Origin of the sequence: Streptomyces cupreus, from assembly GCF_014257025.1 — a bacterium.
Classification (GTDB): Bacteria; Actinomycetota; Actinomycetes; order Streptomycetales; family Streptomycetaceae; genus Streptomyces; species Streptomyces cupreus.
This window is the reverse complement of sequence record NZ_JACMSF010000013.1, coordinates 1-24,490: the sequence shown is the minus strand read 5'-3', so window position 1 is coordinate 24,490 and position 24,490 is coordinate 1. Positions and strand designations below refer to the sequence as shown.

Sequence of the window (24,490 nt, the reverse complement as noted above, 5' to 3'; positions counted from 1 at the left end):
GGGGACGGTCGGGGTCAGCGGACGGTCTCCAGGACCTCCGCGGCGCCCAGAGCCTCGGCGATGGCGCTCAGCGCGTCGTCGGCGTCCAGGGCCTTCAGCTCCTTCTCGCTGACGCCCAGGTCGTCGAGGATCTCGCTGTCGCCCACCGGGCTGTGCGGGACCGCGTCGGCGGACGTGCCGCCGTCCTCGTCGTCGGAGTCGCCGTCCGGCTCCTCCGTGCCGTCCAGGTCCAGGGCGTCCAGGTCGGCGTCGTCCTCGCCGGGCTCCCTTCCGAGCAGTTCGTCGGTGAGCAGGATCTCGCCGTAGCTGCTGCGGGCAGCGGCGGCGGCGTCCGAGACGTAGATACGAGGGTCGTCCTCGCCGTCGATCCGGACGACACCGAACCAGGCGTCCTCCTGCTCGATGAGCACGAGCACCGTGTCGTCCTCGGGCGAGGCGTCACGGGCCAGGTCGGCCAGGTCCGACAAGGTCTCCACATCGTCGAGCTCTGTGTCGCTCGCTTCCCACCCGTCTTCGGTGCGCGCGAGCAGTGCGGCGAAGTACACCGTGACTCTCCCACTGGTCATAGGCGTGCCGGTTGGGGGTTCCCCCGGCGGAGGTTGCGGGCGGGGAGAGCGGTGCTCCGAGCCCCACCCACTCGGAATCGTGGCAGAAACAGAGCGTTCAGGGGACGTCTTCGGCTCCCTGTGTCCGCCCGTTTTGATCGTCCACCAGCGGGATCGTACGCGGCCCTCGGCGTGGCGCACGCATCAGGCGGGCCAAGAAGGCCCGTGGTCTACCAGCGGAAGGTGCGCATGCGCATGGCGTGGCGCAGGCGTGCGGCCTTGGCGCGGCGGGGCTGTACGCGGTCGCGCAGCGCGCGGGCCTCGGCCAGTTCGCGCAGGAACCGGTCCCGGCGCCGGCGTCGCTGTGCGTCGGTCTCCTGCTGCGCGGGGTCCTCCCGGGACTCACTGTCAGGCATATGCGCACCCCCAGTACGTCCCTCCCACTTTCCCCCTGATGGGCGGTTTGATGCCAGCGCGAGGGGCGCGGTGGCCCGGTTACTGTTAGGGGCATGCGTCTCCACGTCGTCGACCACCCCCTGGTCGCCCACAAGCTCACCACGCTGCGCGACCAGCGCACCGACTCCGCGACCTTCCGCCGTCTCGCCGACGAGCTGGTCACCCTGCTCGCCTACGAGGCCACGCGTGATGTGCGCACCGAACAGGTCGACATCCAGACGCCGGTCGAGCGGACCACGGGCGTCAAGCTGTCCCACCCCCGCCCGCTGGTGGTGCCGATCCTGCGGGCAGGACTCGGCATGCTGGAGGGCATGGTCCGGCTGCTGCCGACCGCCGAGGTGGGCTTCATGGGCATGATCCGCAACGAGGAGACGCTCCAGGCCTCCACCTACGCCACCCGCATGCCGGAGGACCTCTCCGGGCGCCAGGTGTACGTCCTCGACCCGATGCTGGCCACGGGCGGCACGCTGGTCGCGGCGATCCAGGAGCTGATCAAGCGCGGTGCCGACGACGTGACCGCGGTGGTCCTGCTGGCCGCCCCGGAGGGCGTCGAGGTCATGGAGCGGGAGCTGGCGGGGACGCCGGTGACCGTTGTCACGGCGTCTGTTGACGAGCGGCTCAATGAGCACGGGTACATCGTGCCGGGGCTGGGGGACGCGGGAGACCGGATGTACGGCGCCGCCGAATAACTAACAGCTCTTCTTCGATGCGGCGGGCGTCGGCTTCGGCTCGGTCAATGCGGCCAGTGCCTTGTCGGCGTCCGCCTTCGGCGTGAGCTTCTTGAACGCGGTGCCGAGGATCAGGTCGACCTCGGTGCCCTTGCGGGCGGCGTCCGTGCGGCGCTCGGCGCCGGTCAGCTGGGTGGCGAGCACCGGCAGCGAGGTGTGCAGGGCGGAGGAGGGGCCGAGCAGTATCCCGGTGACCTTGACCTTCTTGTCGTACTCCTTGGTCGCGTTGCCCACGCTGCCGATCTTGAAGCCGCGCTTCTTCAGCTCCTCCGCGGTCTTCTTGGCGAGGCCGCTGACGGGCGTGGCGTTGAGCACGTTGACGGTGATCCGGCCCGGCTCGGGCAGCGCGGCGGCGCTCGCCGAGGCCGAGGGGGTCGCCCGGGTGCCGCAGTCCGCCTTGGGACCGGTCGCCGAGGCCTCCTTGCCGCCGCCGGTGAAGACGTCGATGAGCTGCAGCGTGCCCCAGCCGAGCACGCCGAGCGCGGTGACGGAGGCGACGGCCAGGAGCACGAGCCTGCCGCGCCGCCGGGGTCGGCGCATCCGCGGGTACTTGTCCCCCCTGATCCGGTACTGGCCGCCCATGCCAGGGGGAGTCAGCATGCTCATGGGCGCAGCGTAGTGCGCCGGGGCGACGATGCCTACTAGATGATCATTGGATGCCGGGGAGGAGAACCCGAAAGGGCCAACCCTTCACCGGACGGCCACTTGATCCGACGTCAATCCAGCTCCAGCACGCGCGCGTGCAGCACCTGGCGCTGTTGCAGCGCGGCGCGCACGGCCCGGTGCAGGCCGTCCTCCAGATACAGGTCGCCCTGCCACTTCACCACGTGCGCGAACAGATCGCCGTAGAAGGTGGAGTCCTCGGCGAGCAGGGTCTCCAGGTCGAGCTGGCCCTTGGTCGTCACGAGCTGATCGAGGCGGACCGGGCGCGGCGCGACGTCCGCCCACTGCCGGGTGCTTTCCCGGCCGTGGTCGGGGTACGGCCGGCCGTTTCCGATGCGCTTGAAGATCACACGGAAAGCCTACCGGTCCAGACGTTCCGGGCGCAGCCTCCAGGCTCGGCTCGCGCGAGCAAGTACATGCAGATTGTGGTCAATATTGGTCAAAGAGGGTGAGTGTGGACGCGGTTGTTTCCGCGTACCGTCCAGGCAGGATGAACGCGCCGTCAGTTCTCCTGTGGCTGAACTTCACGGGCGCGGCGTGACGGTCGCGGCCAGGCGCGGCCGCGCGGGAGGACGCGCCGTTCATCGCGCCGCGCCGAGATACGCCCGCACGGCGTACCCGCTCACAGCTCGCGGGGGACCCGGCGAGCGCGGCCGCGGATGCCCAGCGCCGTGACGATCTCGATGATTCCGACGACGACCAGCCAGATCCCGCCGACCACGGTGAGGACGGCGACCGACTCGAAGGGCGAGTCGATCAGCACGATCCCGGCGGCGAAGGTGACGATGCCGAGGAAGATCTGCCGGCCGCGCGCGGGCATCGCCGGGTCGGAGACGGCTGCCACGGTCTGGGTGATGCCGCGGATCAGCCAGCCGATGCCGATCCACAGGGCGAGCAGCAGAAGGGACTGCATGGGCCCGCGGAAGCAGAACAGGCCCAGCAGGATCGACACGGCACCGCTGATGAAGCCGAGCACGCGCAGCGAGGTCGTCCTGTGCGTGCCGAACGCGGAGACCAGCTGGAAGACACCGCTGATGACGAGGTAGAGCCCGAACAGGACGCCGGTGGCGAGCAGCGTGGAGCCCGGCCAGACCAGCACCAGCACGCCCAGGATCACCGATACGACACCGGTGAGCAGGACGACCTGCCAGGCGGCCTGGGACAGGGCGTGCAGGGGGCCCTCGAAGGGCGGCTCGGGTTCATGGCCGCCACGCGATGCGTGCCGCGCGTGAACTCTGCGGTCGTCGTACTCGGGGCCCCAGGCGGGGCCGGACGGTGCGTCTGCCATGGTCCATGCTCAGAACGAGCGGGCCCGCCCTGCCACCAAGGATGCGCCGAACGGCCTACTTCCTGGCCGCCTTCGCCGCTGCTTTCATCTCCTGCTTGTGCGCTCGCACCTTCGCCAGGGACTCGGGTCCCGTGATGTCCGCGACCGAGCGGAAGGACCTGGCCTCGCCGTACGAGCCGGCCGCCTCCCGCCAGCCATTCGGCGCCACGCCGAGCTGCTTGCCCAGCAGCGCGAGGAAGATCTGCGCCTTCTGCTTGCCGAAGCCGGGCAGTCCCTCCAGGCGCCGCAGCAGCTCCCTGCCGTCCGTGACGCCCTTCCAGACCAGCTCGGCGTTTCCGTCGTAGTGCTCGACCAGGTACTGGCACAGCTGCTGGATGCGCTTGGCCATGGACCCCGGGTAGCGGTGCACGGCCGGCTTCTCCGAGAGCAGCGCCGCGAAGGCCTCCGGGTCCTGCGCGGCGATGTCGTGCGCGTCCAGATCGTCCGCGCCGAGCCGATCCGCGATCGTCCGGGGTCCCTTGAACGCCCACTCCATCGGAACCTGCTGATCCAGCAGCATCCCGACCAGCGCGGCGAGCGGACTGCGGCCGAGCAGCTCGTCGGCCTGGGGGTCCTGGGCGAGGTGAAGGGTGACGTCCATGGCTCGATGATCCCGCGTACGGGCTCAGGCCGCGCGCCAGTACCCGAGCGCGTGCGTCCGGTCCTTGGCGACGCCGAGCTCCCTGCGGACGTACGTGGACAGGTTCCGGGTGGTCGTCGTGTCGCAGGCGATCCAGACGTACGGCTGTCCGGCGCCCTTCAACAGGTCGGGCAGGTCCGCCCGTACGGCGTCGACGAGGCCGTGGCGCGGGACCGTGCGGACGTCGGCCGTGTCCCCACGGAACGGCAGCCCGTCCAGCTTCCCTTCGAACCACACCGTCGCCGGGGCCGAACCCAGTTCCTCCAGGAGGGAGTTGAGCGCGGGCAGCGAGGCCGGGTCGGCCATCGCGAAGACGTGCGAGGGCTCGGGCCGGGGCCGCTGGAAGCCCGTGCCCTGGACCGTCGCCTCGATGGTGCTCCCGGCTTTCGCTGCCCGCGCCCAGTCACTGGCCACACCTTCGTGCAGCGCGAATTCGAGGCTGAAGGTGCCGGCCTCGGTGTCGGGGTCGACCAGCGTGTACGCCCGCTGGTGCGGCTTGCCGCCGTTGTCGAACCAGAGCCGGACCCACATCGTCGGGTGGACGCCGGTGGCCGCGAGCATGCCGCCGTCGGTGAGATGGAGCCGCCGGTAGTCGGGGGAGACGTCCTCGGCGCCGGTGACCGTGAACTCGAAGTCCTTGGCACCCATCAGTTTCAGGACCGTGCCCTGCCAACCGTGCCCCTGCCCCATATCGCCTCTTCACCCTTCGCGTACTATTCCGCCACGAATAACTTAGGCAAGGCTAACCTAAAGCACAGTACGAGCACAGGAGGGTGGCAGGTGACCGCCGAGATCTACCGCGACGCCTGGGGCATCCCACATCTGCGGGCGGACGGCGTCCGCGAACTCGCCCGCGCCCAGGGCCGCGTCACCGCCCTCGACCGGGCCTGGCAGCTGGAGGTGGAGCGGCACCGCGCACAGGGCACCTCGGCCGCCCTCCTCGGCCCGGACTCCCTGGCCTGGGACCGTTTCGTGCGGCGGGCCAGGCTCGACGACACCGCCCGCCGCTGCTGGGCCGAGCTGGAGAGCGCCGACCCCGAGACCGCCGACTGGATCCAGGCGTACGTCGACGGCGTCAACGAAGGCCTCGCCGAGGCGACCCTGCCCGTCGGCACCCCCGGCCGCTGGGAGCCCTGGACGCCGTTCGGTATCTGGCTCGGCATCCACATCCTCTTCGCGGGCTTCCCGGCCAAGCTCTGGCGCGAGCACGCCGTACGGCACCTCGGCGAGGCGGCCGTGGGCCTGTTCGCCACCGACGGGCCCGGCACCTCCGGCAGCAACGGCTGGCTGGTCGGCGGCGAGCGGACGGTCACCGGGCAGCCGATCATCGCGGGCGATCCGCACCGGTTCATCGAGGACGCCGGCGTCTACCAGCAGATCCATCTGTCCTGCCCCGAGTTCGACGTCGTCGGCCTCGCCGTCCCCGGCGTCCCCGGCATCGCCCACTTCGGGCACACCGGCTCGGTCGCCTGGGCCATCACCAACGCCATGGCCGACTACCAGGACCTGTACCGGGAGCGGCTGCGCCGCACCGGCGCGGGCGTGGAGGCCCTCGGCCCGGACGGCGTCTGGCACCGGGCCGCCCGGCACACCGAGACCATCGAGGTGGCCGGCGAGGAGGCGGTCGAGGTCGAGGTGATCGAGACCGAACGGGGCCCGGTGATCATCGGCGGACCCGAGGGGCTCTACGACGGCTCCGACGCCGAGTGCGCCGTCAGCCTCCGCTACCCGCCCCGCGTCACCGGCGACCTCGGCTTCGGCGCTCTCCTCCCGCTGCTTCGGGCCCGCCGAGTCGCCGACGTGGACCGGGCCTTCGACCGCTGGACCGAGCCGGTCAACGTCGTCCACGCCGCCGACACCGAGGGCGGCCTGCTGCACAGGGTCGCCGGGCGCGTGCCTCTGCGCGCCGACGCCAACCGCGTACACCTCGTGCCCGCCTGGGAACCCGGCCACGAATGGCGGGGCTGGCACGAGACGCCGTACGGCGAACTCACCGACTCGGTCGCGGTGATGGCCAACCAGCGCGGCCCCGCCGCACCCCTCGGCGTCGAGTTCGCCCCGCCGCACCGCGCCGACCGCATCGCCGCGCTGCTGGGGGAGAAGGAGCGGTGGGCCCCCGGCGACATGCCCGCGATCCACACCGACACCCATCTCGCCTCCGCCGCACCCCTGCTGGACCACCTGGCCACCCTCGAAGGCCTCTCCCCCGAGGCGGCCCGCCTCCGCGAGACGCTGCTCGCCTGGGACCGCCGCATGGACGCGGACAGCAGACCCGCCGCCCTCCACGCGGCGGTGCGCAGCGCGGTCGTACGCCGACTCGCCGCCCACCCCGCCTTCGCCGCGCTGACCACCCCGCCCGCCTACCCCGAGACCCTGCTCCCCTGGCTCGCCCTCGTCCCGCGCATCGGCTACGCCCTCGAACACCTGCTGCGCACCGAGGAGTTGTACGGCATCGACCGCCCGGAGGCCGTGCGCGCGGCCCTGGAAGAGGTGGCCGCCCAGCCGCCCCAGGGCGTGTGGGGCGACACCCACCGCCTCGCCCCCTGGCGGGCGCTGCCCGGCGACTACGACGAACCAGGAATCTCCGGCGACCACGACTGCGTGCTGTGCACCTCAGCCGTGCCCGGCATCACCGACCTCGCTGCCCGCGGCCCCGCCGCCCGGTACGTGTGGGACCTGGCCGACCGCGAACACAGCCTGTGGGTGGTGCCGTTCGGCGCATCCGGAGTGCCCGGTACACCCCACCACCGCGACCAACTGCCCCTGTGGACCCGGGGAGATCTCGTCCCCGTCGTCACGGACTTCGACCGACTGGAGAAGGAAACCGATGTCTGAGCTTCGCGAGACGGTGTACGAGCAGCCGGTCCACGGCTTCGGCACCGTGCGCGTCCTGCGCCTCGACCCCCAGGCCGACGCCGATGTCGTGCACTCCTGGGTGAGCGAGGAACGCGCCTCCTTCTGGGGCATGAACGGCCTCACCCGCGACCAGGTCGCCGAGATCTACGCCCACCTGGACACCCTCGACACCCACCACGCCTTCCTGATCCAGCGCGACGGCGTCCCGGCCGCGCTGCTCCAGACGTACGAGCCCGAGGCCGACCGGGTCAGCGAGTGCTACGACGTCCTGCCCGGCGACATCGGCGTCCACCTGCTGCTTGCCCCCGCCGGCCCGGAGGGCGTCCACCCCGGCTTTACGTCGGCGCTGCTCACCGCGATCACCGGCTACGTCCTCATCGGGCTGGACCGGCAGCGGGTCGTCGTCGACCCCGACGTGGCGAACGAGAAGGCCGTCGCCCGCTTCCTGAGGCAGGGCTTCGAGGCGGGACCGCTCGTCACCCTCCCCGAGATCGACATCCCGGACGTCCACCTGCCCGAGAAGAAGGCCCAACTCGCCTTCCTTCGCCGGGAGGTAGCCTTCCCCGGGTGACCCCGGAAGACCTCGTCGCCCACTACAGCCTGGAGCCGATACCACGCGAGGGCGGGCTGTTCCGCCGTACCTGGGAAGGGCCCGCGCGGCCGGACGGCAGACCCGCGGGCACCGCCATAGTCGCCCTGCTCACCGCCGAGCCGGGGGACTTCTCCGCGCTGCACCGGCTGAGCGGCGACGAGGTCTGGCACTTCTACCTCGGCGATCCCCTGGAGATGCTGCTCCTCGCCCCCGACGGCAGCTCCCGCACGGTCGCCCTGGGCCCGGACATTCTGCATGCCCAGCAACCGCAGTTGACCGTCCCCGCCGGCACCTGGATGGGCGCACGGGTCGTCGCGGGCGGCGCGTGGACCTTCTTCGGCTGCACGATGGCCCCCGGCTTCACCTACGAGGACTACGAGCACGGCGACGCGGAACACCTCCTCGCGCGCTATCCCCACGAGGCGGCCCGGATCATGGAACTGTGCCGCCCATGAAGCTGCTTGAGGGCCAGGTCGCCCTGATCACGGGAGCCGGAGGAAGCATCGTCCGGGGCATCGCCCTGCGCTTCGCCGACCAGGGCGCGGCGGTGGCTCTGCACTGCCGTACGTCTGTGGATTCGGCGCGCGAACTGGCCGCCGAGATCGGGGAGTCGGTCGTCCTGCGAGGGGATCTGACGGTCGAGGAGGAGTGCCACCGGGTCGTGCGGGAGGCCGCCGAGTGGGGTGGCGGCAAGTTGACGGCGCTGGTCAACAACGCCGGGGCGCAGCCGGTCAGGGAGCTTCCCGGGATGACCGCGGCCGAGTGGCGGGCGGTGGTGGACACCAACCTGACCAGTGTCTTCGCCTGCACGCAGGCCGCGGCCGAGGTCATGCGGGGGCGAGGCGGCGGCTCGGTGACCCACATCGCCTCGGTGGAGGCCCGCATGCCGGCCGAGGGGCACGCGCACTACGCGGCAGCGAAGGCAGCGGTACTGATGCACGCCCGCTCGGCGGCCCTGGAGTACGGCCGCGACGGCATCCGCGTGAACACGGTCTCCCCGGGCCTGATCGAACGGGAGGGCCTGGAGGAGGCCTGGCCCGAAGGCGTACGGCGCTGGCGGCGGGCGACGGCGGTGGGACGGCTGGGCCGGCCCGAGGACGTAGGGGACGCCTGCGTGTTCCTGGCGTCACCGCTGGCCACCTGGATCACAGGCCACGACCTGGTGGTGGACGGAGGAGTATCGGCCCGCCCGACGTGGTGAGCGGGGAGCGCTTGCCGTACGTATCTGTCCTCGTGGCGGAGACCGGGGAAGACGGAGAGACGACGTGGTTCGACGGCGCGGAGTTCAAGGGCTGGTGCTGCTGGGCGCCGTGCTGGTCCTGCTCTTCCTCGGCGGCGCGGGAACGGCTTCGGCACACGCGGCCCTCAGTGGCACCGACCCCGAGGACGGAACCGTCCTGCGAACGGCCCCCCGTCAGCTCACCCTGACCTTCACGGAGTCCGTAGGCCTGCTCGACGACTCGGTCCGCGTCCTGGGCCCGGACGGCAGGCGCCTGCGCCTGGGGGAGGCCGAGCACGCGGAGACCTCCAGTACGGCCCGCGTGACCTTGCCGGGCTCCCTGGACAAGGGCACCTACACGGTGGCCTGGCGAGTGGTGTCGGCGGACAGCCACCCGGTGTCGGGCGCGTTCACCTTCTCGGTGGGCAAACCGTCGCCGACGCCGGTGGCGGTGGACACGGGCCCGACGGAGGATCCGGCGACCGCGGCCCTGCACAAGATCGCCCGGTATCTGGCGTATCTGGCGGCGGCGGTGCTCATTGGTACGGCCGCGTTCATCGTCGTGTGCCGGCCACCGGAGCCGGGAGTGCTGCGCAGGCCGCTGGTGATCGGCTGGTGGACCCTGCTCGGCACGACTCTGGCGCTGCTGGTGCTGAGGGCCCCGTACGAGACCGGCGAGGGCCCGGCAGCCGCCCTGGACCCCGAGGCCTTCGTCCGCACCCTCACGGGCCGGCCCGGACTGGCCCTGCTGGCAAGGCTGGTCCTGCTCCTACTGACGGCCGCGTGTTTCCTCCGGCTCAGCAGTACCGGTAAGGGGCGCGGGGCGGTGCTCGATCTTGCGGCTCCGCCGCGCGGGCGCGACCAGCCACGACGAAGCCGCACCCGCCGAACAACCCTTCTCGGCACAGCCATAGGCCTCCCACTGACCTGGGCCGCTTCGGATCATGCCTCGGCCGGCATCCAGGTGCCGTTGGCAATGGCGTCCTCCGCCCTGCACCTCCTCGCGACAGCGGTATGGCTCGGCGGCCTCACAGCCCTGCTGATCACCCTGCACCGCTCCCACCTCACCCCCGCCACAGTCACCCGCTTCTCCCGCCTGGCCTTCGCCTCCGTCACCGTCCTGGCCGTCACCGGCGTCTACCAGTCCTGGCGCGGCCTGGGCTCCTGGGACGCGCTCACCGGTACGACGTACGGCAGGCTCCTGACCCTCAAGCTGGCCGCCGTCGCCCTGCTCCTGGGGGCCGCGGCGGTGTCCCGCCGCTGGACGGCACGGCTGGCGACGGTCGAGGCGGGGACGGTCGTACCCGAAAAGGTGCCGGAGCCGGCCGGCGGCCCCCCGCTGCCCGAGCCGCCGCCCCAACCCCCGCCCACCGACGCCCACCGCCGTGCCCTGCGCCGGTCGGTGCTGGCCGAAGTCACCGTCGGTGTGGTCGTGCTGGTGATCACGACCGTGCTCACCGGGACCCTGCCGGGAAGGGCCGCCGAGGCGGCCGAGGCCGCGCCGCCCGTCGGCGGCACCGTCGCCGTGACCGTCCCCTTCGACGTCGGCACCCCGGGCGGTACCGGCAAGGTCGAGCTCACCCTCGACCCCGGCCGGGTCGGTGACAACGCCCTTCAGGCCGTGGTGTTCGGACCGGACGGCGGTCTGTCGACCGTTCCTGAGCTGCGCGTCTCCTTCACCCTCCCCGCCCAGGACGTCGGCCCCCTCGACGCCGAGCTGACCGACCAGGGCGGTTACTGGGCCAACAGCTTCGTCGACCTCCCCCTCGCCGGCACCTGGACCATGAAGATCACCGTGCGGGTCTCGGAGATCGACCAGGTGAGCATGGAGCGGCGGATCGACGTCCGCTGAGGCGTCCACCGAGGCGTCCACCGCGCGGAGTCGAGTCGGTCACGTTTCAACAAAGGGCGCCGTCCGCTCTTGACTCATGACAGGACATCCGGCTGTTATTACGCCACCCTCTGTTCGGTCCAGTTGATTTCTGCTTGGTTTCGATCAATTTCGGGGCGGTGTGCGCGCCACCGCTCCTGGGACCGCCCCTGCCTCAGGAGCCGCACATGCTCGACAACCTCCCCTCCCCCTCCCGCCGCACCCTGCTGCGCGGCATCGGCGGCGCCGCCGTTCTCGGCGCCGGCATACCCCTGCTGAGCGCGTGTGGCGGCAGCGGTTCGGCCGCCGATCCGAAGACCGTGACCCTGGGTTCCAAGGCGTCCGACCCGGTGCCGAAGAAGGCGTTCGCGGACATCTACGCGGCCTACAAGAAGCAGTCCGGCATCACGGTCGACGTGAACACCAAGGACTCCAACACCTTCCAGGAGCAGATCAACTCCTACCTCCAGGGCACGCCGGACGACGTGTTCACCTGGTTCGCCGGCTACCGGATGCAGTTCTTCGCGGCCAAGGGTCTGGCCACCCCGATCGACGACGTGTGGAAGACCATCGGGGGCAACTTCCCCGAGGCGATGCACAAGCTCAGCAAGGGCGAGGACGGCAAGTACTACTTCGTGCCGCTGTACTCGTACCCCTGGGCGGTCTTCTACCGGAAGAGCGTGTTCCAGCAGTACGGCTACGAAGTCCCCACCACCTGGGACGACTTCGTGGCGCTGTGCAAGCAGATGCAGAAGGACAAGCTCGTCCCGATCGCCTTCGGCGACAAGGACGCCTGGCCCGCGCTCGGCACCTTCGACCAGATCAACTTCCGCCAGAACGGCTACGACTTCCATGTCGAGCTGATGGCCGGCAAGGCATCCTGGACCGACGCCAAGGTCCGCAAGACCTTCGACCTGTGGACCGAGATCCTCCCCTACCACCAGGAGGGTTCCACGGGCCGCACCTGGCAGGACGCGGCGCAGACCCTGGCGTCCAAGAAGGCGGGCATGTATCTGCTCGGCACCTTCGTGGCCCAGCAGTTCACCGACAAGTCCGCCCTGGACGACCTCGACTTCTTCGCCTTCCCGGAGATCGACCCGGCCTTCGGCCAGGACACCGTCGAGGCGCCGACCGACGGCTTCATGATGAGCAAGAGCCCGAAGAACAAGACCGAGGCCGTCAAGCTCCTTGAGTTCCTCGGCACTTCGGAGGCCGAGGACGTCTACCTCGAGTCCGACCCGAGCGTGGTGCACGCCACCACCGACGCGGACACCGCCTCGTACAGCGCCCTTCAGAAGAAGGCGTACGAGATGATCGCGGGCGCCAAGTCGCTCACCCAGTTCATGGACCGCGACAGCCGCCCCGACTTCACCTCCACGGTGATGCAGCCCGCGCTCCAGAAGTTCATCCGTGACCCCAAGGGCGTCGACAGTCTGCTGTCCTCGATCGAGCGCCAGAAGAAGACGATCTTCGCGTCCTCATGAGCACCCAGATCACCGCGGAGATCCCGGAGGCGGCCGACGTGCCGCCTCCGGGCGCCGCCCCCGCGCCCAAGGCCCGTTCCGGCCACCGCCGTCTGCTCACCCGCCGCGACCGGCTCACCCTCGGTCTGATGGCGGGCCTGCCGACGATCCTGCACATCGCCCTCGTCTGGGTCACCGCCCTCGCCTCGATCGCGCTGGCGTTCACCACCTGGGACGGCATCGGCTTCGACTCGATCCAGTGGGTGGGCCTGCAGAACTTCCGTGAACTCTTCGAGCAGAACCCGCAGTTCTGGCCCGCCGTCCAGCACAACGTCATCTGGTTCGTCGTGCTGATCGTGATCCCGACCCCGCTCGGCCTGTTCCTGGCCGTGCAGTTGGACAAGAAGATCCGCTTCAGCCGGGTGTACCAGACCGCCTTCTTCCTGCCCGTCGTGATGTCGATGGCCGTGATCGGCTTCGTCTGGCAGCTGATCTACAACCCCGACACCGGCCTGATCAACAGCTTCATCGGCGCCAACGAGCCCGGCAAGTACATCGACTGGATCGGCGACCCCGACCTCAACCTCTGGGCCATCCTCATCGCCGCGTCCTGGCGCCATGCCGGCTACATGATGATCCTCTACCTGGCGGGCCTGAAGGGCGTCGACCCGTCGCTGCGGGAAGCGTCCGCGCTGGACGGCGCGGGCGAATGGCAGACGTTCAAGAACGTCATCTTCCCGACCCTGCGCCCGACCAACACGGTCGTCCTGGTCGTCACGATCATCGAGGCCCTGCGCGCCTTCGACCTCGTCTACGTCTTCAACGGTGGCGCCGAGGGCACCGAGCTGCTCTCCATCCTGGTGACCAGCAACATCATCGGCGAGTCCAGCCGGATCGGTTACGGCTCCGCCATCGCGGTCGTGCTGCTGCTGATCTCGCTCGTCGTGATCATCCCGTACCTGGTCAGCACCTTCCGGAAGGAGCGGCGCGCATGAGCACCGTCACCGTGGCCCGTACGCCGGTCCGCCCCGCCCGGATCCTGCTGCACCTCTTCCTGGCGGGCGCCGCGCTGGCCTGGCTCGCGCCGCTGCTGTGGGCCGTCTACGCGGCGATGCGGCCGTACGGGGAGACCAGTGAGAAGGGATACGTGTCCTGGCCGGACACGCTGAACTTCGACAACTTCACCAATGCGTATCAGCAGTCGGACATGACGCATTACTTCGTGAACACGCTGATCATCGCCGTCCCGGCGGTCCTGCTGACGCTGTTCCTGTCGTCGATGGTCGCCTTCTACGTCAGCCGCTTCGACTTCCGCCTCAACCTGGCCCTGCTGCTGGTCTTCACGGCCGGCAACCTGCTCCCGCAGCAGGTCATCATCACCCCGCTGTACCGCCTCTACCTGCTGATCGACCTGCCGGGCATCACGATGAGCGGCAAGCTGTACGACTCGGCGCTCGGCCTGGTGCTGATCCATGTCGCCTTCCAGTCCGGCTTCTGCGCCTTCGTGCTCAGCAACTACATGCGCACGCTGCCGCACGAGCTGACCGAGGCCGCGCTGGTGGACGGCGCCTCGGTGTGGCGCATGTACTGGCAGATCGTGCTCCCGCTGTGCCGCCCGGCGATGGCGGCCCTTGCGACCCTGCTCTCCATCTGGATCTACAACGACTTCTTCTGGGCCCTCGTCCTGATCTCGACCGGCGAGAACATGCCGATCACCTCGGCGCTGAACAACCTCACCGGGACGTACTTCACCGACCCCAACCTGGTCGCCGCCGGCGCCCTGCTCACCGCGATCCCGACACTGATCGTGTACTTCGTGCTCCAGCGGCAGTTCGTCAGCGGTCTCACCCTCGGCGCCAACAAGGGCTGACGCTCCCCCTGTTCGGAAAGAGAACCACCGTGTCCCAAGCCTTCACCCCCGTCGCCTCCGTGCCCGTGGACCCGAGCACCGCCCGCGTCCACGAGGAGGGCTGGCAGTCCTGGAGCCCCAGTGGGGCATACGCGCTGGACGCCAGGCCGTACCGTCCGACCAACTCCAACTGGGCGACGGTGTGTTACCGGCCCGGGGTGACCGTGCCCGACGGGGTGTTCCAGGGGGAGGGGCTGCTGGCCCTGGCCCCCAAGGGCGAGGACGGGCCGGTGATCGTCTGCGCGGCGGCCGATCCGCTGAGCTCGGTGCCCTCCATCCGGCTCGAAGTGCGCGACGGCCAGGCGGAGATCAGCGCCGACGGCAAGGTGGACTTCTACTCCTACCTGGGCCCCGGCGGCATCCAGGGCGCCCTCGCCGACTGGGCCGACAGCCTCGGCCTCCAGGCCCCCCGTCCGGCGCCAACGGTCTGGTGCTCCTGGTACGAGTACTTCACCGCCGTCACCGAGGACGACATCCACGAGAACCTCCGCGCGATGGACACCCTCGACCTGCCCATCGACGTCGTCCAGATCGACGACGGCTACCAGAAGGCACTCGGCGACTGGCTCACCCTCTCCGGCCGCTTCCGCTCCCGAGCCGGCATCGCGGACGCCATCCGCGAGCGCGGCCGCAGGGCCGGCATCTGGACGGCACCCTTCCTGGTCGACCCGGCGAGCGACCTGGCCGCCGAGCACCCGGACTGGCTGGTCCGCTCCACCACGGGCGCCCCCGTGCACGCGGGCCGCAACTGGGGCCACGACCTGAACGTCCTGGACACGACCCACCCGGACGCGGCGGCCTACCTGACGGAGGTCTTCAGGACGCTGCGCGCCGAGGGCTACGACTACTTCAAGGTCGACTTCCTGTACGCCGGCGCCCTGGACGGCGTACGCCATCAAGACGCGGACGCGCTCACGGCGTACCGCTCCGGGATCGAGCTGATCCGGGAGGCGATCGGCGAGGAGGCGTACCTGCTGGGCTGCGGAGCCCCTCTTCTGGCGTCCATCGGCCTGTTCGACGCGATGCGGGTCAGCCCCGACACGGCCCCGCACCGCCGCCCCGAGGCGGACGACTACAGTCAGCCCGGCCAGGACGCCGCCGAGTTCACCGGCGTCGGACGGCAGTGGCAGCACGGCCGCCTCTGGATCAACGACCCCGACTGCCTGATGGCCCGCCCGGCGGTGGAGACCCGGGAACAGTGGGCTGCGCACGTGGAGGCGACGGGCGGCCTGATGGCCTCCAGCGACCGGCTGCTGTCACTGGACGAGTGGGGAGTGGCGACAACCCGCCGTCTTCTCGGGGGAGCCGCGGCATGCTGAAGGTTCCGGGCATCGCGTACGGCGGTGACTACAACCCCGAGCAGTGGCCCGAGGAGGTCTGGGCCGAGGACATGCGCCTGATGCGCGAGGCCGGGGTGACCATGGTCAGCGTCGGCATCTTCTCGTGGGCGCTGCTGGAGCCGAAGGAGGGGTCGTACGACTTCTCCCTCCTGGACCGCGTCCTCGGCATGCTGGAGGCGAACGGCATCGCGGCCGACCTCGCGACCCCCACGGCGGCGCCCCCGGCCTGGTTCTTCCGCGCCCATCCGGAGGCGCTCCCGATGGACAAGGACGGCCGCCGACTGTCGTACGGCAGCCGCCAGACGTTCTGCCCGTCGAGCCCCGCCTACCGGGAGGCGGCCCTGCGGATGGCGCGGGCGCTGGCCGAGCGGTACGCGGACCACCCGGCGGTGGTGATGTGGCACATCCACAACGAGTACGGCTGCCACAACGCGGAGTGCTACTGCGACGAGAGCGCGGCGGCCTTCCGGCGCTGGCTGCGCGCCCGTTACGAGGACGATCTGGCGGCGCTGAACGACGCCTGGGGCACGCGCTTTTGGAGCCAGTGGTACTACGACTGGGACGAGATCCTGCCGCCCCGCGCCACGGGCGCCGTACCGAACCCCACCCACCAGCTGGACTGGCGCCGCTTCTGCAGCGACGAACTGCTCTCGCTGTACGAGGCGGAGCGGCAGGTGCTCCTGGAGGCGGCCCCTTCGATCCCCGCCACCACCAACTTCATGGTGATGTACAACTTCGACGCGCTGGACTACTGGCGCTGGGCCCCGAAGCTGGACCTGGTCTCGAACGACCACTACCTCCAGTCCGCGGACCCCGAGTCGGAGATCGACATCGCGCTGAGCGGCGACCTGGTGCGCTCCCTGGCGGGCGGGCCCTGGCTGCTGATGGAGCACTCGACGGGCGCGGTGAACTGGCAGCCGGTGAACAGGGCGAAGGGTCCGGGGGAGCTGCGCCGCAACGCCCTCGCCCATGTCGCCCGAGGCGCGGACGGCATCGCCTACTTCCAGTGGCGTGCGGCGAAGGCGGGCGCCGAGCAGTGGCACTCGGCGATGCTGCCGCACACCGGGACGGACAGCCAGATCTGGCGGGACGTGGTCCAACTGGGCGCGGATCTCAAGGCATTGGCGGAGGTACGCGGAAGCGTGGCCCCGGCCGAGGTGGCCATCGTCTGGGACTGGAACTCCCGCTGGGCGATGGAACTCCCGTCCCAGCCGAGCGGCGAACTGCGCTTCCATGACCTGGTCCGCGCCTGGTACGAGCCGCTGTGGCGAGCGGGAGTGGCGGTGGACTTTGTACGCCCGGACGCGGATCTGTCGCGGTACCGGCTGGTGCTGGCGCCGAGCCTGTACCTGGTGGACGACGAGGGCACGGCGAACCTGACGGCCTTCACGGAGGCCGGTGGAACGCTGGCCGTCGGCTTCCACAGCGGGGCGGTGGACGAGAACTGCCATGTGCGGCTGGGCGGTTACCCGGGAGCTTTCCGGGAACTCCTGGGCGTACGCACGGACGAACTGTTCCCGCTGTTGCCGGGGGAGTCGGTGGGCCTGAGCGACGGCGGCACGGGGACCCTGTGGACGGAACGGGTGCGCCTCGAAGGGGCTGAGGCCGTGACGTCGTACACGACGGGTGCCCTGAGCGGCGTCCCGGCGGTGACGCGACGGGATCACGGCGCCGGGGCGGCCTGGTACGTGGCGACGCATCCGGACGCGGATGCGCTGACGTCCCTGCTGGAGCGGATGCGTACCGAGGCGGGCGTCACGCCGGTGCGAACCGTCCCTCCGGCCGTGGAGGCGACGCTACGACGCGGGGCGGACGCGGAGTACCTGTTCCTGATCAACCACGGTGACCGGGAGGCGGAGGTGCCGGTGGCGTCCGGGGCGCGGGAACTGCTCAGCGGGACGGCGGCGGAGGGCTCGGTGCGGGTGCCGGCGGGGGAAGTGGCGGTGGTGAGGGAGCCGCGCGGCTGAGGTGCGTGGCGGAGAAGGCGAAGCCTTCGCCTTCTCCGCATGGACTGACCGTCATCAGTGATAGGCGTGCACGACGGCATGCCCCTTGCCCCGCCCGATCATCCACTTGTTGACCGGTGTGGTGATCACGAACGCCACGGCGAATCCACCGAGCAGAGCGGACCAGAACAGCCCGTCGTCGAGATGGGCGTCCAGGGCGCCGGGGGTGAGGGCGATGATCGCGTTGTCCACGAGCTCCATGACGGCGATGGACACGGTGTCGGCGGCAAGCGCGACCTTGATCGCGGACTTGAGGTCCAGCCCGGCCCGCACCACGGCGAAGAGGGTGAACGAATACCCGAAGAGGAACGCCAGCGTGATGGCCAACACCATGGTCGGCGCGTTCCCCCACACCAGGGCGGTCCCGATCACCATCCCCAGGATCTCCCCGATGGCACACCCGGTGAGGCAGTGCAGCGTGGCCTTGATCGCCATCCCCCAGGAAGCACCGGAGGCATGCCCCTCGTGCCCGGAGTGCCCTGAGTGCCCGACATGGTCGTGCGCGGCAGCGGCGTGATGAGCACTGTGATCCATGACTACGTCCCCAATCCCCACTGACTGAGACCCGTGTCCCCGGGCCCACTGCGATCAACCATATACCCCCATGGGGTATTCCGGGGGCTGGCGGAGGATGCGAGATCGGAACTCGTGGGGGGCGGGCTCAGTCCCTGCTCACGCTCTGCGCCAAGCGCTGAGCAGTTCCTCGGGGCCGTACACCGCCTGCAGGCGAGGGGTTCGATCGCCCGCCCTCGCCGGCTCGTCCACCGCTCCTTGATGCGGTATCGGCGTTCCTTCGACGGCCTCAGTGAAAGCGGCGGTTCGGCGGCAACGACCCGCTTCTCGGTCAGGACGTCAGTGGCTCGGGTGAGAGTGGTGTGGGCGATGCCGCCGGCCGCGGGCAAGGTGCTTACCTGCGGGCAGACAGCTGGTGTCCGCAGGGGCGGCAGGCGGCGGGATCGACAGCGGTGGCAGGGGGAGCCGGCGCTCTCTAGCTTGGAAATGGAGGCAGTTATTCCGAATGGCTGAGAGGAGTGGTCGCCATGGCAGGCCGCAACCGAGGCGCCGTCGAGTCGGAGATCAAGGAGACGCTGGGTCTAGTACCTCACTTCTTCTCCCGTATCCCCGATGACCTGCTGGACCACGAGTGGGAGCTCTTCAAGAAGCTCGAGCTCGGCGAGACGCTCATACCCAACAAGTACAAGGAACTGATCGGACTCGCGGTGCACTCCGAGACGAAGTGCCGGTACTGCACGCTCTTCCACATGGAGGCCGCGAAAATGTTCGGGGCCACGGACGAGGAGATCCAGGAAGCCCTCCACTACGCGAAGAACAGCATCGGCTGGAGCGCGTACCTCAACGGCATCCGTGAGGACTACGACGGCTTCGCCCAGGAGCTCGAACAGATCAAGGACTACCTGGCGGCGAAGGGCTGATCATGCGTCTGGAGTGGACTCGGCCGGGGATTGTGCGGGTGACCGCTCACGCCTACGAGTTCGCGGCGCTCGTCGCCGCCGCCCGCTTCGTGACCGAGTCCGCGCCACCGGACATCCCGGAGCAGGCGCTGGAACAACTGAGGCAACTGCTCAGCGACTACGACATGCAGACGGCCCGCGCGGGAGATATGTGATCAGGATCTGTGGTCGGCTCTGCATGGACAAGGCGTACAGCACCTCGTCGGCCACGCCGTGACCGGCGGTCGCCGGGACTTCGCCTTCCGCAGTCAGATTGCTGCCGCCTGCTACGACGTCGCCGCCGAGGCCGAGGTCTCGGAGGACGCGAAGAACCTGCTCATCCGACTCACCTGGCGCGAGGCTTGAGGATCACTCGTCCGGATCCGGGAACCGACGCCGGCGGGCCGTGGGTACGCTGATGCCGCCAACACGAGGACGAGCACTCCGCCCAAGGCGCGGACGAGGGGCGACGTGACGAGCAGATCGAGGGCAGCCGGGCGTCTCCTGGTGCGCCTGCTGCTGCTCGGCCTGCTCCTCATCGGCCTCGGTGTCGTCCACACCCTGGCGCATGCCGACGCCCATGACGGCGTCACCGGACACTCGACCGCCCGCCACCTCGACCTCGGCCCGGCGGACCCGGCATCCTGTGCCCGGCCTCACGGACACGAGCCGGACCTGCCCGGCGAAGCCCCGCACCGCACAACGGCCCATGCCACCGCGGACTCGGACTCCTTGCCCGAGGCCGGCTGCTGGGCTTCCGTACCCGCCGGGCCCTGGCCAGTGCCGACGGCTCAGCTCGCGGCCGGGACCACGACCGCCACGCACGCGGCGCCGCCCGCCGACGGGCTGTTCAGCTTCCGCGCGTACACCTCACCCCACGCGCTGGGAGTCCTGCGGATTTAGAGAGGGGACCCGCACCGACGGCACCACACTGCCTCGGCGCGGCTCACAGTTCCGGTCCGCCGCTCCGCCGAGGGGCCTGCCCGACCGCTCTCCCCCCGTCCGTGTTCTCCGGGCCGCCACCCAGCGCCCTCTGCGCCGTACATCCGTACCGGCGTACCGCGCTGCAGCCGGCCCGTGCCGAAGGGTGTCACTGTTCCCATGTCCCAGCACCACCTCGCCGACCCCCGCCCGCTGTCGGCACCGCCATACGCGACCCGTCCCACATACCTCTCCCACCAAGCCGCGCAGTACGGCTCGCACTCAGCCGACCGAGACGGCACCGCACCCGCGCCGCGCCGCGCGGAACGCGAGCCCGCCAACAGGACCGGCGGTCGGCGCGGGCGTCGCCGGGCACCCAAGCGCACCCCGCTGCTCGGCGACTATCTGAGCTATGCCGCGACCTTCGTCGGAGCCGGGCTGATCAGCGGCGCCATCGTGCACCACCCGCTCGATCCCACCCGCTACACCCTCATCGCCGTCATAGGCGCCGCAGTCTTCCTCTGTGCCACCGTGCTCAACGAGTTCGTCCTCACCCGCAGCCGCCCCAGCCCCGCGAAGGTCTTCGGCGTGGTGGCGGCCTCCCTCGCGCTGTCGTTCGGCATCGGAATGCTCAGCGGCGGCCTGCAGCACTTCGAGGACTTTCCCGAACGGGCGGCGATGCTCATCCCCTTCGGCCTGGCACTCTCCTTCGTCGCCTACGTGCTGCGCCACCAGCCCACCCGGTGGCGCAACATCCTCGGTCCGGCCGGGGTCCTGGTGGCAGTGACGGCCGCCGTCGCCTTCGTCGGCCTGAAGGGCATCGCCCAGGAGATGGCCGCGCAGCCGGGCGGCGACGGGCACGGCCACAGCCACGGCGAAGAGCCCGCCACCGAAGAGGAGCCGCAGACGAGCGGGACAGACGGCCACCAGCACGACCCCGGTTCCTCCGAGAGCCCGGCCCGCAGTGCGACTCCGAGTGCCCGCCCGAGTGGGGAGCCGACGACGGCCACCTCCTCCCGGGCTGCCGATGACCACGGCGTACCAGGACACAGCCACTGACGAACTTTGCGCGCTCAGTGCCCTTCAGGAGGACACAGGCAGGCGCTCGGTGAACGTCCTGCCACCGTCACCGGATTCGTACACGCCGTCCTGCGTGGCGGCGAAGACGCGCTTGGCGTCCACAGCGCTCAGCGCCTGGGGCTGCCCGCCCGGAACGGTCCCGGTCTTCGTCCAGGTCGCCCCGTTGTCGGTGCTGCGGTGCAGGTCGCCGGCGAGGTCGACGCCGTACAGGGCGTCGGCCGCGGGCCAGGACAGGAAGGCCAGGACCTGCCCTGCGCCGACCGATCAGGCGCGCGTGTGCCTCGCTGCGCCCCCACCGGCCTCCGCCACGCCTCCGTCGGTGGTTGATCAACCGCCACAGCGGCTGCGCAGATCCTGGTGATCCTCGACATCAGCTCTATCGCGCCTGGCGGTTCCATCTCCGCCGGCGGACGTTCCGTCTGAGGGTCGTAGGCAGTCAGCCCGGTTTCCTTCTCGACGATGGCGAAGGGGCGAAGACCTTGCCGAGCACGACCGCGGCATCGTCCCCTGCTGCCAGCAGGCGCAGTGATACTCACCTCGTCACCGAACTGCGGCACCTCAGCCTGGGAAGCTGCGATCACACGGGACCGGGGGCTGCCTGGGAGCTGGGGGCGCCGAGATCTTGTGACTCACGGGGGATACGGTTCGCAGGCCACTCCGTCGCCGTCTCGATCGAGATGCGGCGTAGCCAGGTTCACCCTCATAGATGGGTGCGACGCCTGCGGGTCGTGCCTCGTCGCAGTTCTCGTAGTAGGGGGAGTCTTCGCTGGGGCGCGGCTCCGGCCCAGTCACCTCGTGTACGTCAGCGCCGACGACCGTGCCGTCGTGCACCGTGTAGGTGCCTTCGAAGATCCTCAGCGAGCCGTCGGTCTGCGTGGCCTCCAGCCTGACCGAGACGGTGTCGTTGTCGGCATGGAGGACGCGAAGGGTGTCGTGGGCGGTGGTGGCGAACCCGTTGACGAAGGCTGAGTAGGAGTCTGAGAGGTTCTTGCCTGCGAGGTCCCAGGCTCGTCGATAGCCCTGAGCGTTGATGGCAGCGAAATATGCGCGGACGACGGACGACGCGTCGGTGACCGTCGATGTGGGCGTCGGCCGGGGGAAAGCGGGCGCCGGCGTTGTCGGCTCGGGCACCGATGTCGTGGACTCAGGCGTTGGCGGCTTCTTCTTTCCAGACTGCGACGCCGCCATCGGGACAGCAACGCCTAGTGGACACAACGCGAGGCGAACGGATCCGCTCAGCCGACCGCGGGCGTACGGGACGGCCGTCTCCATGACGCCCGCCACACCGCCGCCACCGTCCTACTGATCCTCGGCGTCCCGGATGTTGTGATCGACGCGATCATGGGCTGGGAGCCTGGGGGAGCGGCCCGGATGCGCGCTCGCTACATGTGACGGGGACCATGCTCCGCAAGGTCGCGCAGCAAGTCGGCGATGCGCTGTGGGAGCTCCCGAAGACCAACTGAGACGGAAACTGAGACGGACAACGTCGAAGGGCCCCACCGCGAACGGTGGGGCCCTTCGACATCGTGCCCGGTGAGGCACTGGCGGAGGATACGAGATTCGAACTCGTGAGGGGTTGCCCCCAACACGCTTTCCAAGCGTGCGCCCTAGGCCTCTAGGCGAATCCTCCGCCGGAAACATTACATGACCGAGAGGAGTGCTCGCGAACTCGTTCCCACCTGCTGACGTCGGGTACTCTGTGCGGAGCCCCTCACGCGGCGCTATCTGACTGAACTCCCCCAGGGCCGGAAGGCAGCAAGGGTAGGTTGGCTCTGGCGGGTGCGTGGGGGGCGCTTGCGTTCTCGTGGGCCGGGTTGTCAGTGGGCGCCTATAACCTCGTATGCGTGTCGTCTCTCGCGCTGTACCGCCGCTATCGCCCGGAGTCGTTCGCCGAGGTCATCGGGCAGGAGCATGTCACCGACCCGTTGCAGCAGGCGCTGCGGAACAACCGGGTCAATCACGCGTACCTGTTCAGCGGGCCGCGTGGGTGCGGGAAGACCACCAGCGCGCGGATTCTTGCCAGGTGTCTGAACTGCGAGCAAGGGCCTACGCCGACCCCGTGCGGGGAGTGCCAGTCCTGTCGGGATCTCGCGCGCAACGGCCCCGGTTCCATCGACGTCATCGAGATCGACGCCGCTTCGCACGGCGGTGTCGACGACGCTCGTGAGCTGCGGGAGAAGGCCTTCTTCGGGCCCGCCTCCAGCCGGTACAAGATCTACATCATCGACGAGGCCCACATGGTCACGTCGGCCGGGTTCAATGCGTTGCTCAAGGTCGTCGAGGAACCGCCCGAGCATCTGAAGTTCATCTTCGCCACCACCGAGCCCGAGAAGGTCATCGGGACGATCCGTTCGCGGACCCATCACTATCCCTTCCGGCTCGTGCCGCCGGGGACCCTGCGGGATTACCTCGCCGATGTGTGTGGGAGGGAGACCATCCCGGTCGAGGACGGCGTCCTTCCGCTCGTCGTGCGCGCGGGCGCCGGCTCCGTGCGTGACTCCATGTCCGTCATGGACCAGCTGCTCGCCGCCGCCAAGGAGGAGGGTGTGACGTATGCCATGGCCACCTCCCTCCTCGGGTACACCGACGGCTCGCTCCTCGACTCCGTCGTCGAGGCCTTCGCGACCGGTGACGGCGCCGCCGCCTTCGAGGTCGTCGACCGTGTCATCGAGGGCGGCAACGACCCCCGGCGCTTCGTCGCCGACCTGCTGGAGCGGCTGCGGGACCTCGTGATCCTCGCCGCCGTGCCGGACGCCGTCGAGAAGGGGCTCATCGACGCCCCCGCGGACGTCCTGGAGCGTATGCAGGCCCAGGCCGGCATCTTCGGCGCCGCCGAACTCAGCCGCGCCGCCGACCTTGTCAACGAGGGCCTGACCGAGATGCGGGGCGCCACCTCGCCCCGACTCCAACTCGAACTGATCTGCGCGCGCGTGATGCTCCCCGCCGCGTACGGGGACGAGCGTTCGGTCATGGCCCGGCTCGACCGTCTGGAGCGCGGCGTGAACTTCTCCGGGGGCGGCGCGGCCCCCGCGATGGGGTACGTCCCCGGGCCCGAGGCCCACGCACCGGTCCCCGGGCCTGCCCAGGCGGCCGCGGTTCCGCCGGGCGGCGGTCCGGCTGCGGCTCGTGCGGCGGTACGGGGGCCGGGGGCCCCGGCCGGCCAGCCCGCCCCGTCGGCCCCGTCGGCCCCGTCCGCACCGTCCGCACCGCCGGCACCGCCGGCACGGCCCGCCCCGCCCGCTGAGCAAGCCCCGGCTCCCCAGCCCCCCGAGCCCACCCCGGCTCCCGCCCCCGCCCCCGGCGCCTGGCCCACCGCCGCCCCCACCGGCAGCGGTCGCCGCCCCGGCGGTTGGCCCACCGCAACCCCCAGCGGCACCGGAGACCAGCCCGCGCCGCCCGCCCCGACCACTCCTCCCGCACAGGC

Annotated in this window: 26 protein-coding genes, 1 tRNA gene, 1 other RNA gene and 2 pseudogenes; 19 read left to right on the top strand and 11 right to left on the bottom strand. The window is 70.3% G+C overall.

Features of this window, described 5'->3' with window-relative positions:
• Positions 1-14 precede the first annotated feature (14 nt).
• Both H4N64_RS14450 and H4N64_RS14445 read right to left on the bottom strand, forming a co-directional pair.
• Positions 15-545, bottom strand: a complete 531-nt coding sequence (locus H4N64_RS14450) for a tRNA adenosine deaminase-associated protein (RefSeq protein ID WP_186282813.1) — start codon at positions 543-545, stop codon at positions 15-17.
• Between the two features lie 230 nt (positions 546-775).
• On the bottom strand, positions 776-961 hold the full coding sequence (locus H4N64_RS14445; RefSeq protein ID WP_186282697.1) for a hypothetical protein: 186 nt from the start codon (positions 959-961) through the stop codon (positions 776-778).
• Positions 962-1,054: 93 nt separating this feature from the next.
• Here H4N64_RS14445 and upp point away from each other — a divergent pair, with 93 nt between their 5' ends.
• The gene (gene upp / locus H4N64_RS14440) at positions 1,055-1,690 is read left to right on the top strand and encodes a uracil phosphoribosyltransferase (protein WP_186282696.1); all 636 of its coding nucleotides are present in this window, start codon (positions 1,055-1,057) and stop codon (positions 1,688-1,690) included.
• Here the strand turns inward: upp and H4N64_RS14435 are convergent, their stop codons facing one another.
• The 5 genes from H4N64_RS14435 to H4N64_RS14415 all read right to left on the bottom strand — a co-directional run bounded on the left by H4N64_RS14435 (position 1,691) and on the right by H4N64_RS14415 (position 5,049).
• Positions 1,691-2,335 carry a LytR C-terminal domain-containing protein gene (locus H4N64_RS14435; protein WP_260859728.1) on the bottom strand — a complete coding sequence of 215 codons (645 nt, stop codon included), beginning with the start codon at positions 2,333-2,335 and terminating at the stop codon, positions 1,691-1,693.
• A gap of 110 nt (positions 2,336-2,445) precedes the next feature.
• A complete protein-coding gene (locus tag H4N64_RS14430; protein ID WP_003999914.1) occupies positions 2,446-2,742 on the bottom strand; it encodes a type II toxin-antitoxin system VapB family antitoxin in 297 nt (98 codons plus the stop codon).
• A gap of 272 nt (positions 2,743-3,014) precedes the next feature.
• On the bottom strand, positions 3,015-3,680 hold the full coding sequence (locus tag H4N64_RS14425) for an HdeD family acid-resistance protein (RefSeq protein ID WP_186282695.1): 666 nt from the start codon (positions 3,678-3,680) through the stop codon (positions 3,015-3,017).
• A 55-nt stretch (positions 3,681-3,735) separates the two neighbouring features.
• A complete protein-coding gene (locus tag H4N64_RS14420; RefSeq protein ID WP_186282694.1) occupies positions 3,736-4,320 on the bottom strand; it encodes an HhH-GPD-type base excision DNA repair protein in 585 nt (194 codons plus the stop codon).
• Between the two features lie 24 nt (positions 4,321-4,344).
• Positions 4,345-5,049, bottom strand: coding sequence for a siderophore-interacting protein (locus tag H4N64_RS14415; RefSeq protein WP_186282693.1), 705 nt, complete (start codon positions 5,047-5,049; stop codon positions 4,345-4,347).
• Between the two features lie 90 nt (positions 5,050-5,139).
• Between H4N64_RS14415 and H4N64_RS14410 the strand changes: the two genes are divergently transcribed.
• From H4N64_RS14410 to H4N64_RS14365, 10 genes are all read left to right on the top strand, one after another.
• Positions 5,140-7,194, top strand: a complete 2,055-nt coding sequence (locus tag H4N64_RS14410; RefSeq protein WP_186282692.1) for a penicillin acylase family protein — start codon at positions 5,140-5,142, stop codon at positions 7,192-7,194.
• Complete coding sequence (locus H4N64_RS14405; RefSeq protein WP_186282691.1) at positions 7,187-7,786, top strand: GNAT family N-acetyltransferase; 600 nt, start codon at positions 7,187-7,189, stop codon at positions 7,784-7,786. The genes H4N64_RS14410 and H4N64_RS14405 overlap by 8 nt, the downstream gene beginning before the upstream one ends.
• Positions 7,783-8,262 (top strand): cupin domain-containing protein, encoded by a 480-nt coding sequence (locus H4N64_RS14400; protein ID WP_186282690.1) that lies wholly within the window; start codon positions 7,783-7,785, stop codon positions 8,260-8,262. Before H4N64_RS14405 ends, H4N64_RS14400 begins: the two co-directional genes overlap by 4 nt.
• The gene (locus H4N64_RS14395; protein WP_186282689.1) at positions 8,259-9,008 is read left to right on the top strand and encodes an SDR family NAD(P)-dependent oxidoreductase; all 750 of its coding nucleotides are present in this window, start codon (positions 8,259-8,261) and stop codon (positions 9,006-9,008) included. The genes H4N64_RS14400 and H4N64_RS14395 overlap by 4 nt, the downstream gene beginning before the upstream one ends.
• A 94-nt stretch (positions 9,009-9,102) precedes the next feature.
• Positions 9,103-10,878: a copper resistance protein CopC gene (locus H4N64_RS14390; protein ID WP_186282811.1), complete on the top strand. Its 1,776-nt coding sequence runs from the start codon at positions 9,103-9,105 to the stop codon at positions 10,876-10,878.
• 206 nt (positions 10,879-11,084) lie between these two features.
• Positions 11,085-12,380, top strand: a complete 1,296-nt coding sequence (locus tag H4N64_RS14385) for an ABC transporter substrate-binding protein (RefSeq protein ID WP_186282688.1) — start codon at positions 11,085-11,087, stop codon at positions 12,378-12,380.
• Positions 12,377-13,354 (top strand): carbohydrate ABC transporter permease, encoded by a 978-nt coding sequence (locus H4N64_RS14380; protein ID WP_186282687.1) that lies wholly within the window; start codon positions 12,377-12,379, stop codon positions 13,352-13,354. Before H4N64_RS14385 ends, H4N64_RS14380 begins: the two co-directional genes overlap by 4 nt.
• Positions 13,351-14,229 (top strand): carbohydrate ABC transporter permease, encoded by an 879-nt coding sequence (locus H4N64_RS14375; RefSeq protein ID WP_186282686.1) that lies wholly within the window; start codon positions 13,351-13,353, stop codon positions 14,227-14,229. Before H4N64_RS14380 ends, H4N64_RS14375 begins: the two co-directional genes overlap by 4 nt.
• Before the next feature lie 29 nt (positions 14,230-14,258).
• A complete protein-coding gene (locus H4N64_RS14370) occupies positions 14,259-15,587 on the top strand; it encodes an alpha-galactosidase (RefSeq protein WP_186282685.1) in 1,329 nt (442 codons plus the stop codon).
• Entirely contained in the window at positions 15,581-17,575 is a 1,995-nt protein-coding gene (locus tag H4N64_RS14365) for a beta-galactosidase (protein WP_186282684.1), read from the top strand. The genes H4N64_RS14370 and H4N64_RS14365 overlap by 7 nt, the downstream gene beginning before the upstream one ends.
• A gap of 54 nt (positions 17,576-17,629) precedes the next feature.
• Here the strand turns inward: H4N64_RS14365 and H4N64_RS14360 are convergent, their stop codons facing one another.
• Both H4N64_RS14360 and H4N64_RS45075 read right to left on the bottom strand, forming a co-directional pair.
• A complete protein-coding gene (locus tag H4N64_RS14360) occupies positions 17,630-18,148 on the bottom strand; it encodes a DUF4396 domain-containing protein (RefSeq protein ID WP_186282683.1) in 519 nt (172 codons plus the stop codon).
• Positions 18,149-18,342: 194 nt separating this feature from the next.
• Positions 18,343-18,510: pseudogene (locus H4N64_RS45075) on the bottom strand (ATP-binding protein); the annotation flags it as partial.
• 144 nt (positions 18,511-18,654) lie between these two features.
• On the opposite strand from H4N64_RS45075, the gene H4N64_RS14355 reads away from it, so the two are divergent.
• From H4N64_RS14355 to H4N64_RS14340, 5 genes are all read left to right on the top strand, one after another.
• Complete coding sequence (locus tag H4N64_RS14355) at positions 18,655-19,047, top strand: carboxymuconolactone decarboxylase family protein (RefSeq protein WP_186282682.1); 393 nt, start codon at positions 18,655-18,657, stop codon at positions 19,045-19,047.
• A 38-nt stretch (positions 19,048-19,085) separates the two neighbouring features.
• A complete protein-coding gene (locus H4N64_RS14350) occupies positions 19,086-19,241 on the top strand; it encodes a hypothetical protein (RefSeq protein ID WP_186282681.1) in 156 nt (51 codons plus the stop codon).
• Between the two features lie 58 nt (positions 19,242-19,299).
• Entirely contained in the window at positions 19,300-19,431 is a 132-nt protein-coding gene (locus tag H4N64_RS45070) for a hypothetical protein (RefSeq protein ID WP_260859727.1), read from the top strand.
• A gap of 105 nt (positions 19,432-19,536) precedes the next feature.
• The gene (locus tag H4N64_RS14345; RefSeq protein WP_186282680.1) at positions 19,537-19,968 is read left to right on the top strand and encodes a hypothetical protein; all 432 of its coding nucleotides are present in this window, start codon (positions 19,537-19,539) and stop codon (positions 19,966-19,968) included.
• A 198-nt stretch (positions 19,969-20,166) separates the two neighbouring features.
• A complete protein-coding gene (locus H4N64_RS14340) occupies positions 20,167-21,045 on the top strand; it encodes a hypothetical protein (protein ID WP_186282679.1) in 879 nt (292 codons plus the stop codon).
• A 579-nt stretch (positions 21,046-21,624) separates the two neighbouring features.
• On the opposite strand, the gene H4N64_RS47125 is transcribed toward H4N64_RS14340, so the two are convergent.
• On the bottom strand, positions 21,625-22,254 hold the full coding sequence (locus H4N64_RS47125) for an excalibur calcium-binding domain-containing protein (protein ID WP_472910305.1): 630 nt from the start codon (positions 22,252-22,254) through the stop codon (positions 21,625-21,627).
• 57 nt (positions 22,255-22,311) lie between these two features.
• On the opposite strand from H4N64_RS47125, the pseudogene H4N64_RS45060 reads away from it, so the two are divergent.
• Positions 22,312-22,529: pseudogene (locus tag H4N64_RS45060) on the top strand (site-specific integrase); the annotation flags it as partial.
• 79 nt (positions 22,530-22,608) lie between these two features.
• On the opposite strand, the gene H4N64_RS14330 reads toward H4N64_RS45060, so the two are convergent.
• A tRNA-Ser gene (locus H4N64_RS14330) sits at positions 22,609-22,696 on the bottom strand.
• 72 nt (positions 22,697-22,768) lie between these two features.
• On the opposite strand from H4N64_RS14330, the gene ffs reads away from it, so the two are divergent.
• Both ffs and H4N64_RS14320 read left to right on the top strand, forming a co-directional pair.
• An RNA gene (gene ffs / locus H4N64_RS14325) (signal recognition particle sRNA small type) lies at positions 22,769-22,867 on the top strand.
• Between the two features lie 43 nt (positions 22,868-22,910).
• The coding region (locus H4N64_RS14320; protein ID WP_186282678.1) for a DNA polymerase III subunit gamma and tau at positions 22,911-24,490 on the top strand (1,580 nt) is incomplete at its 3' end.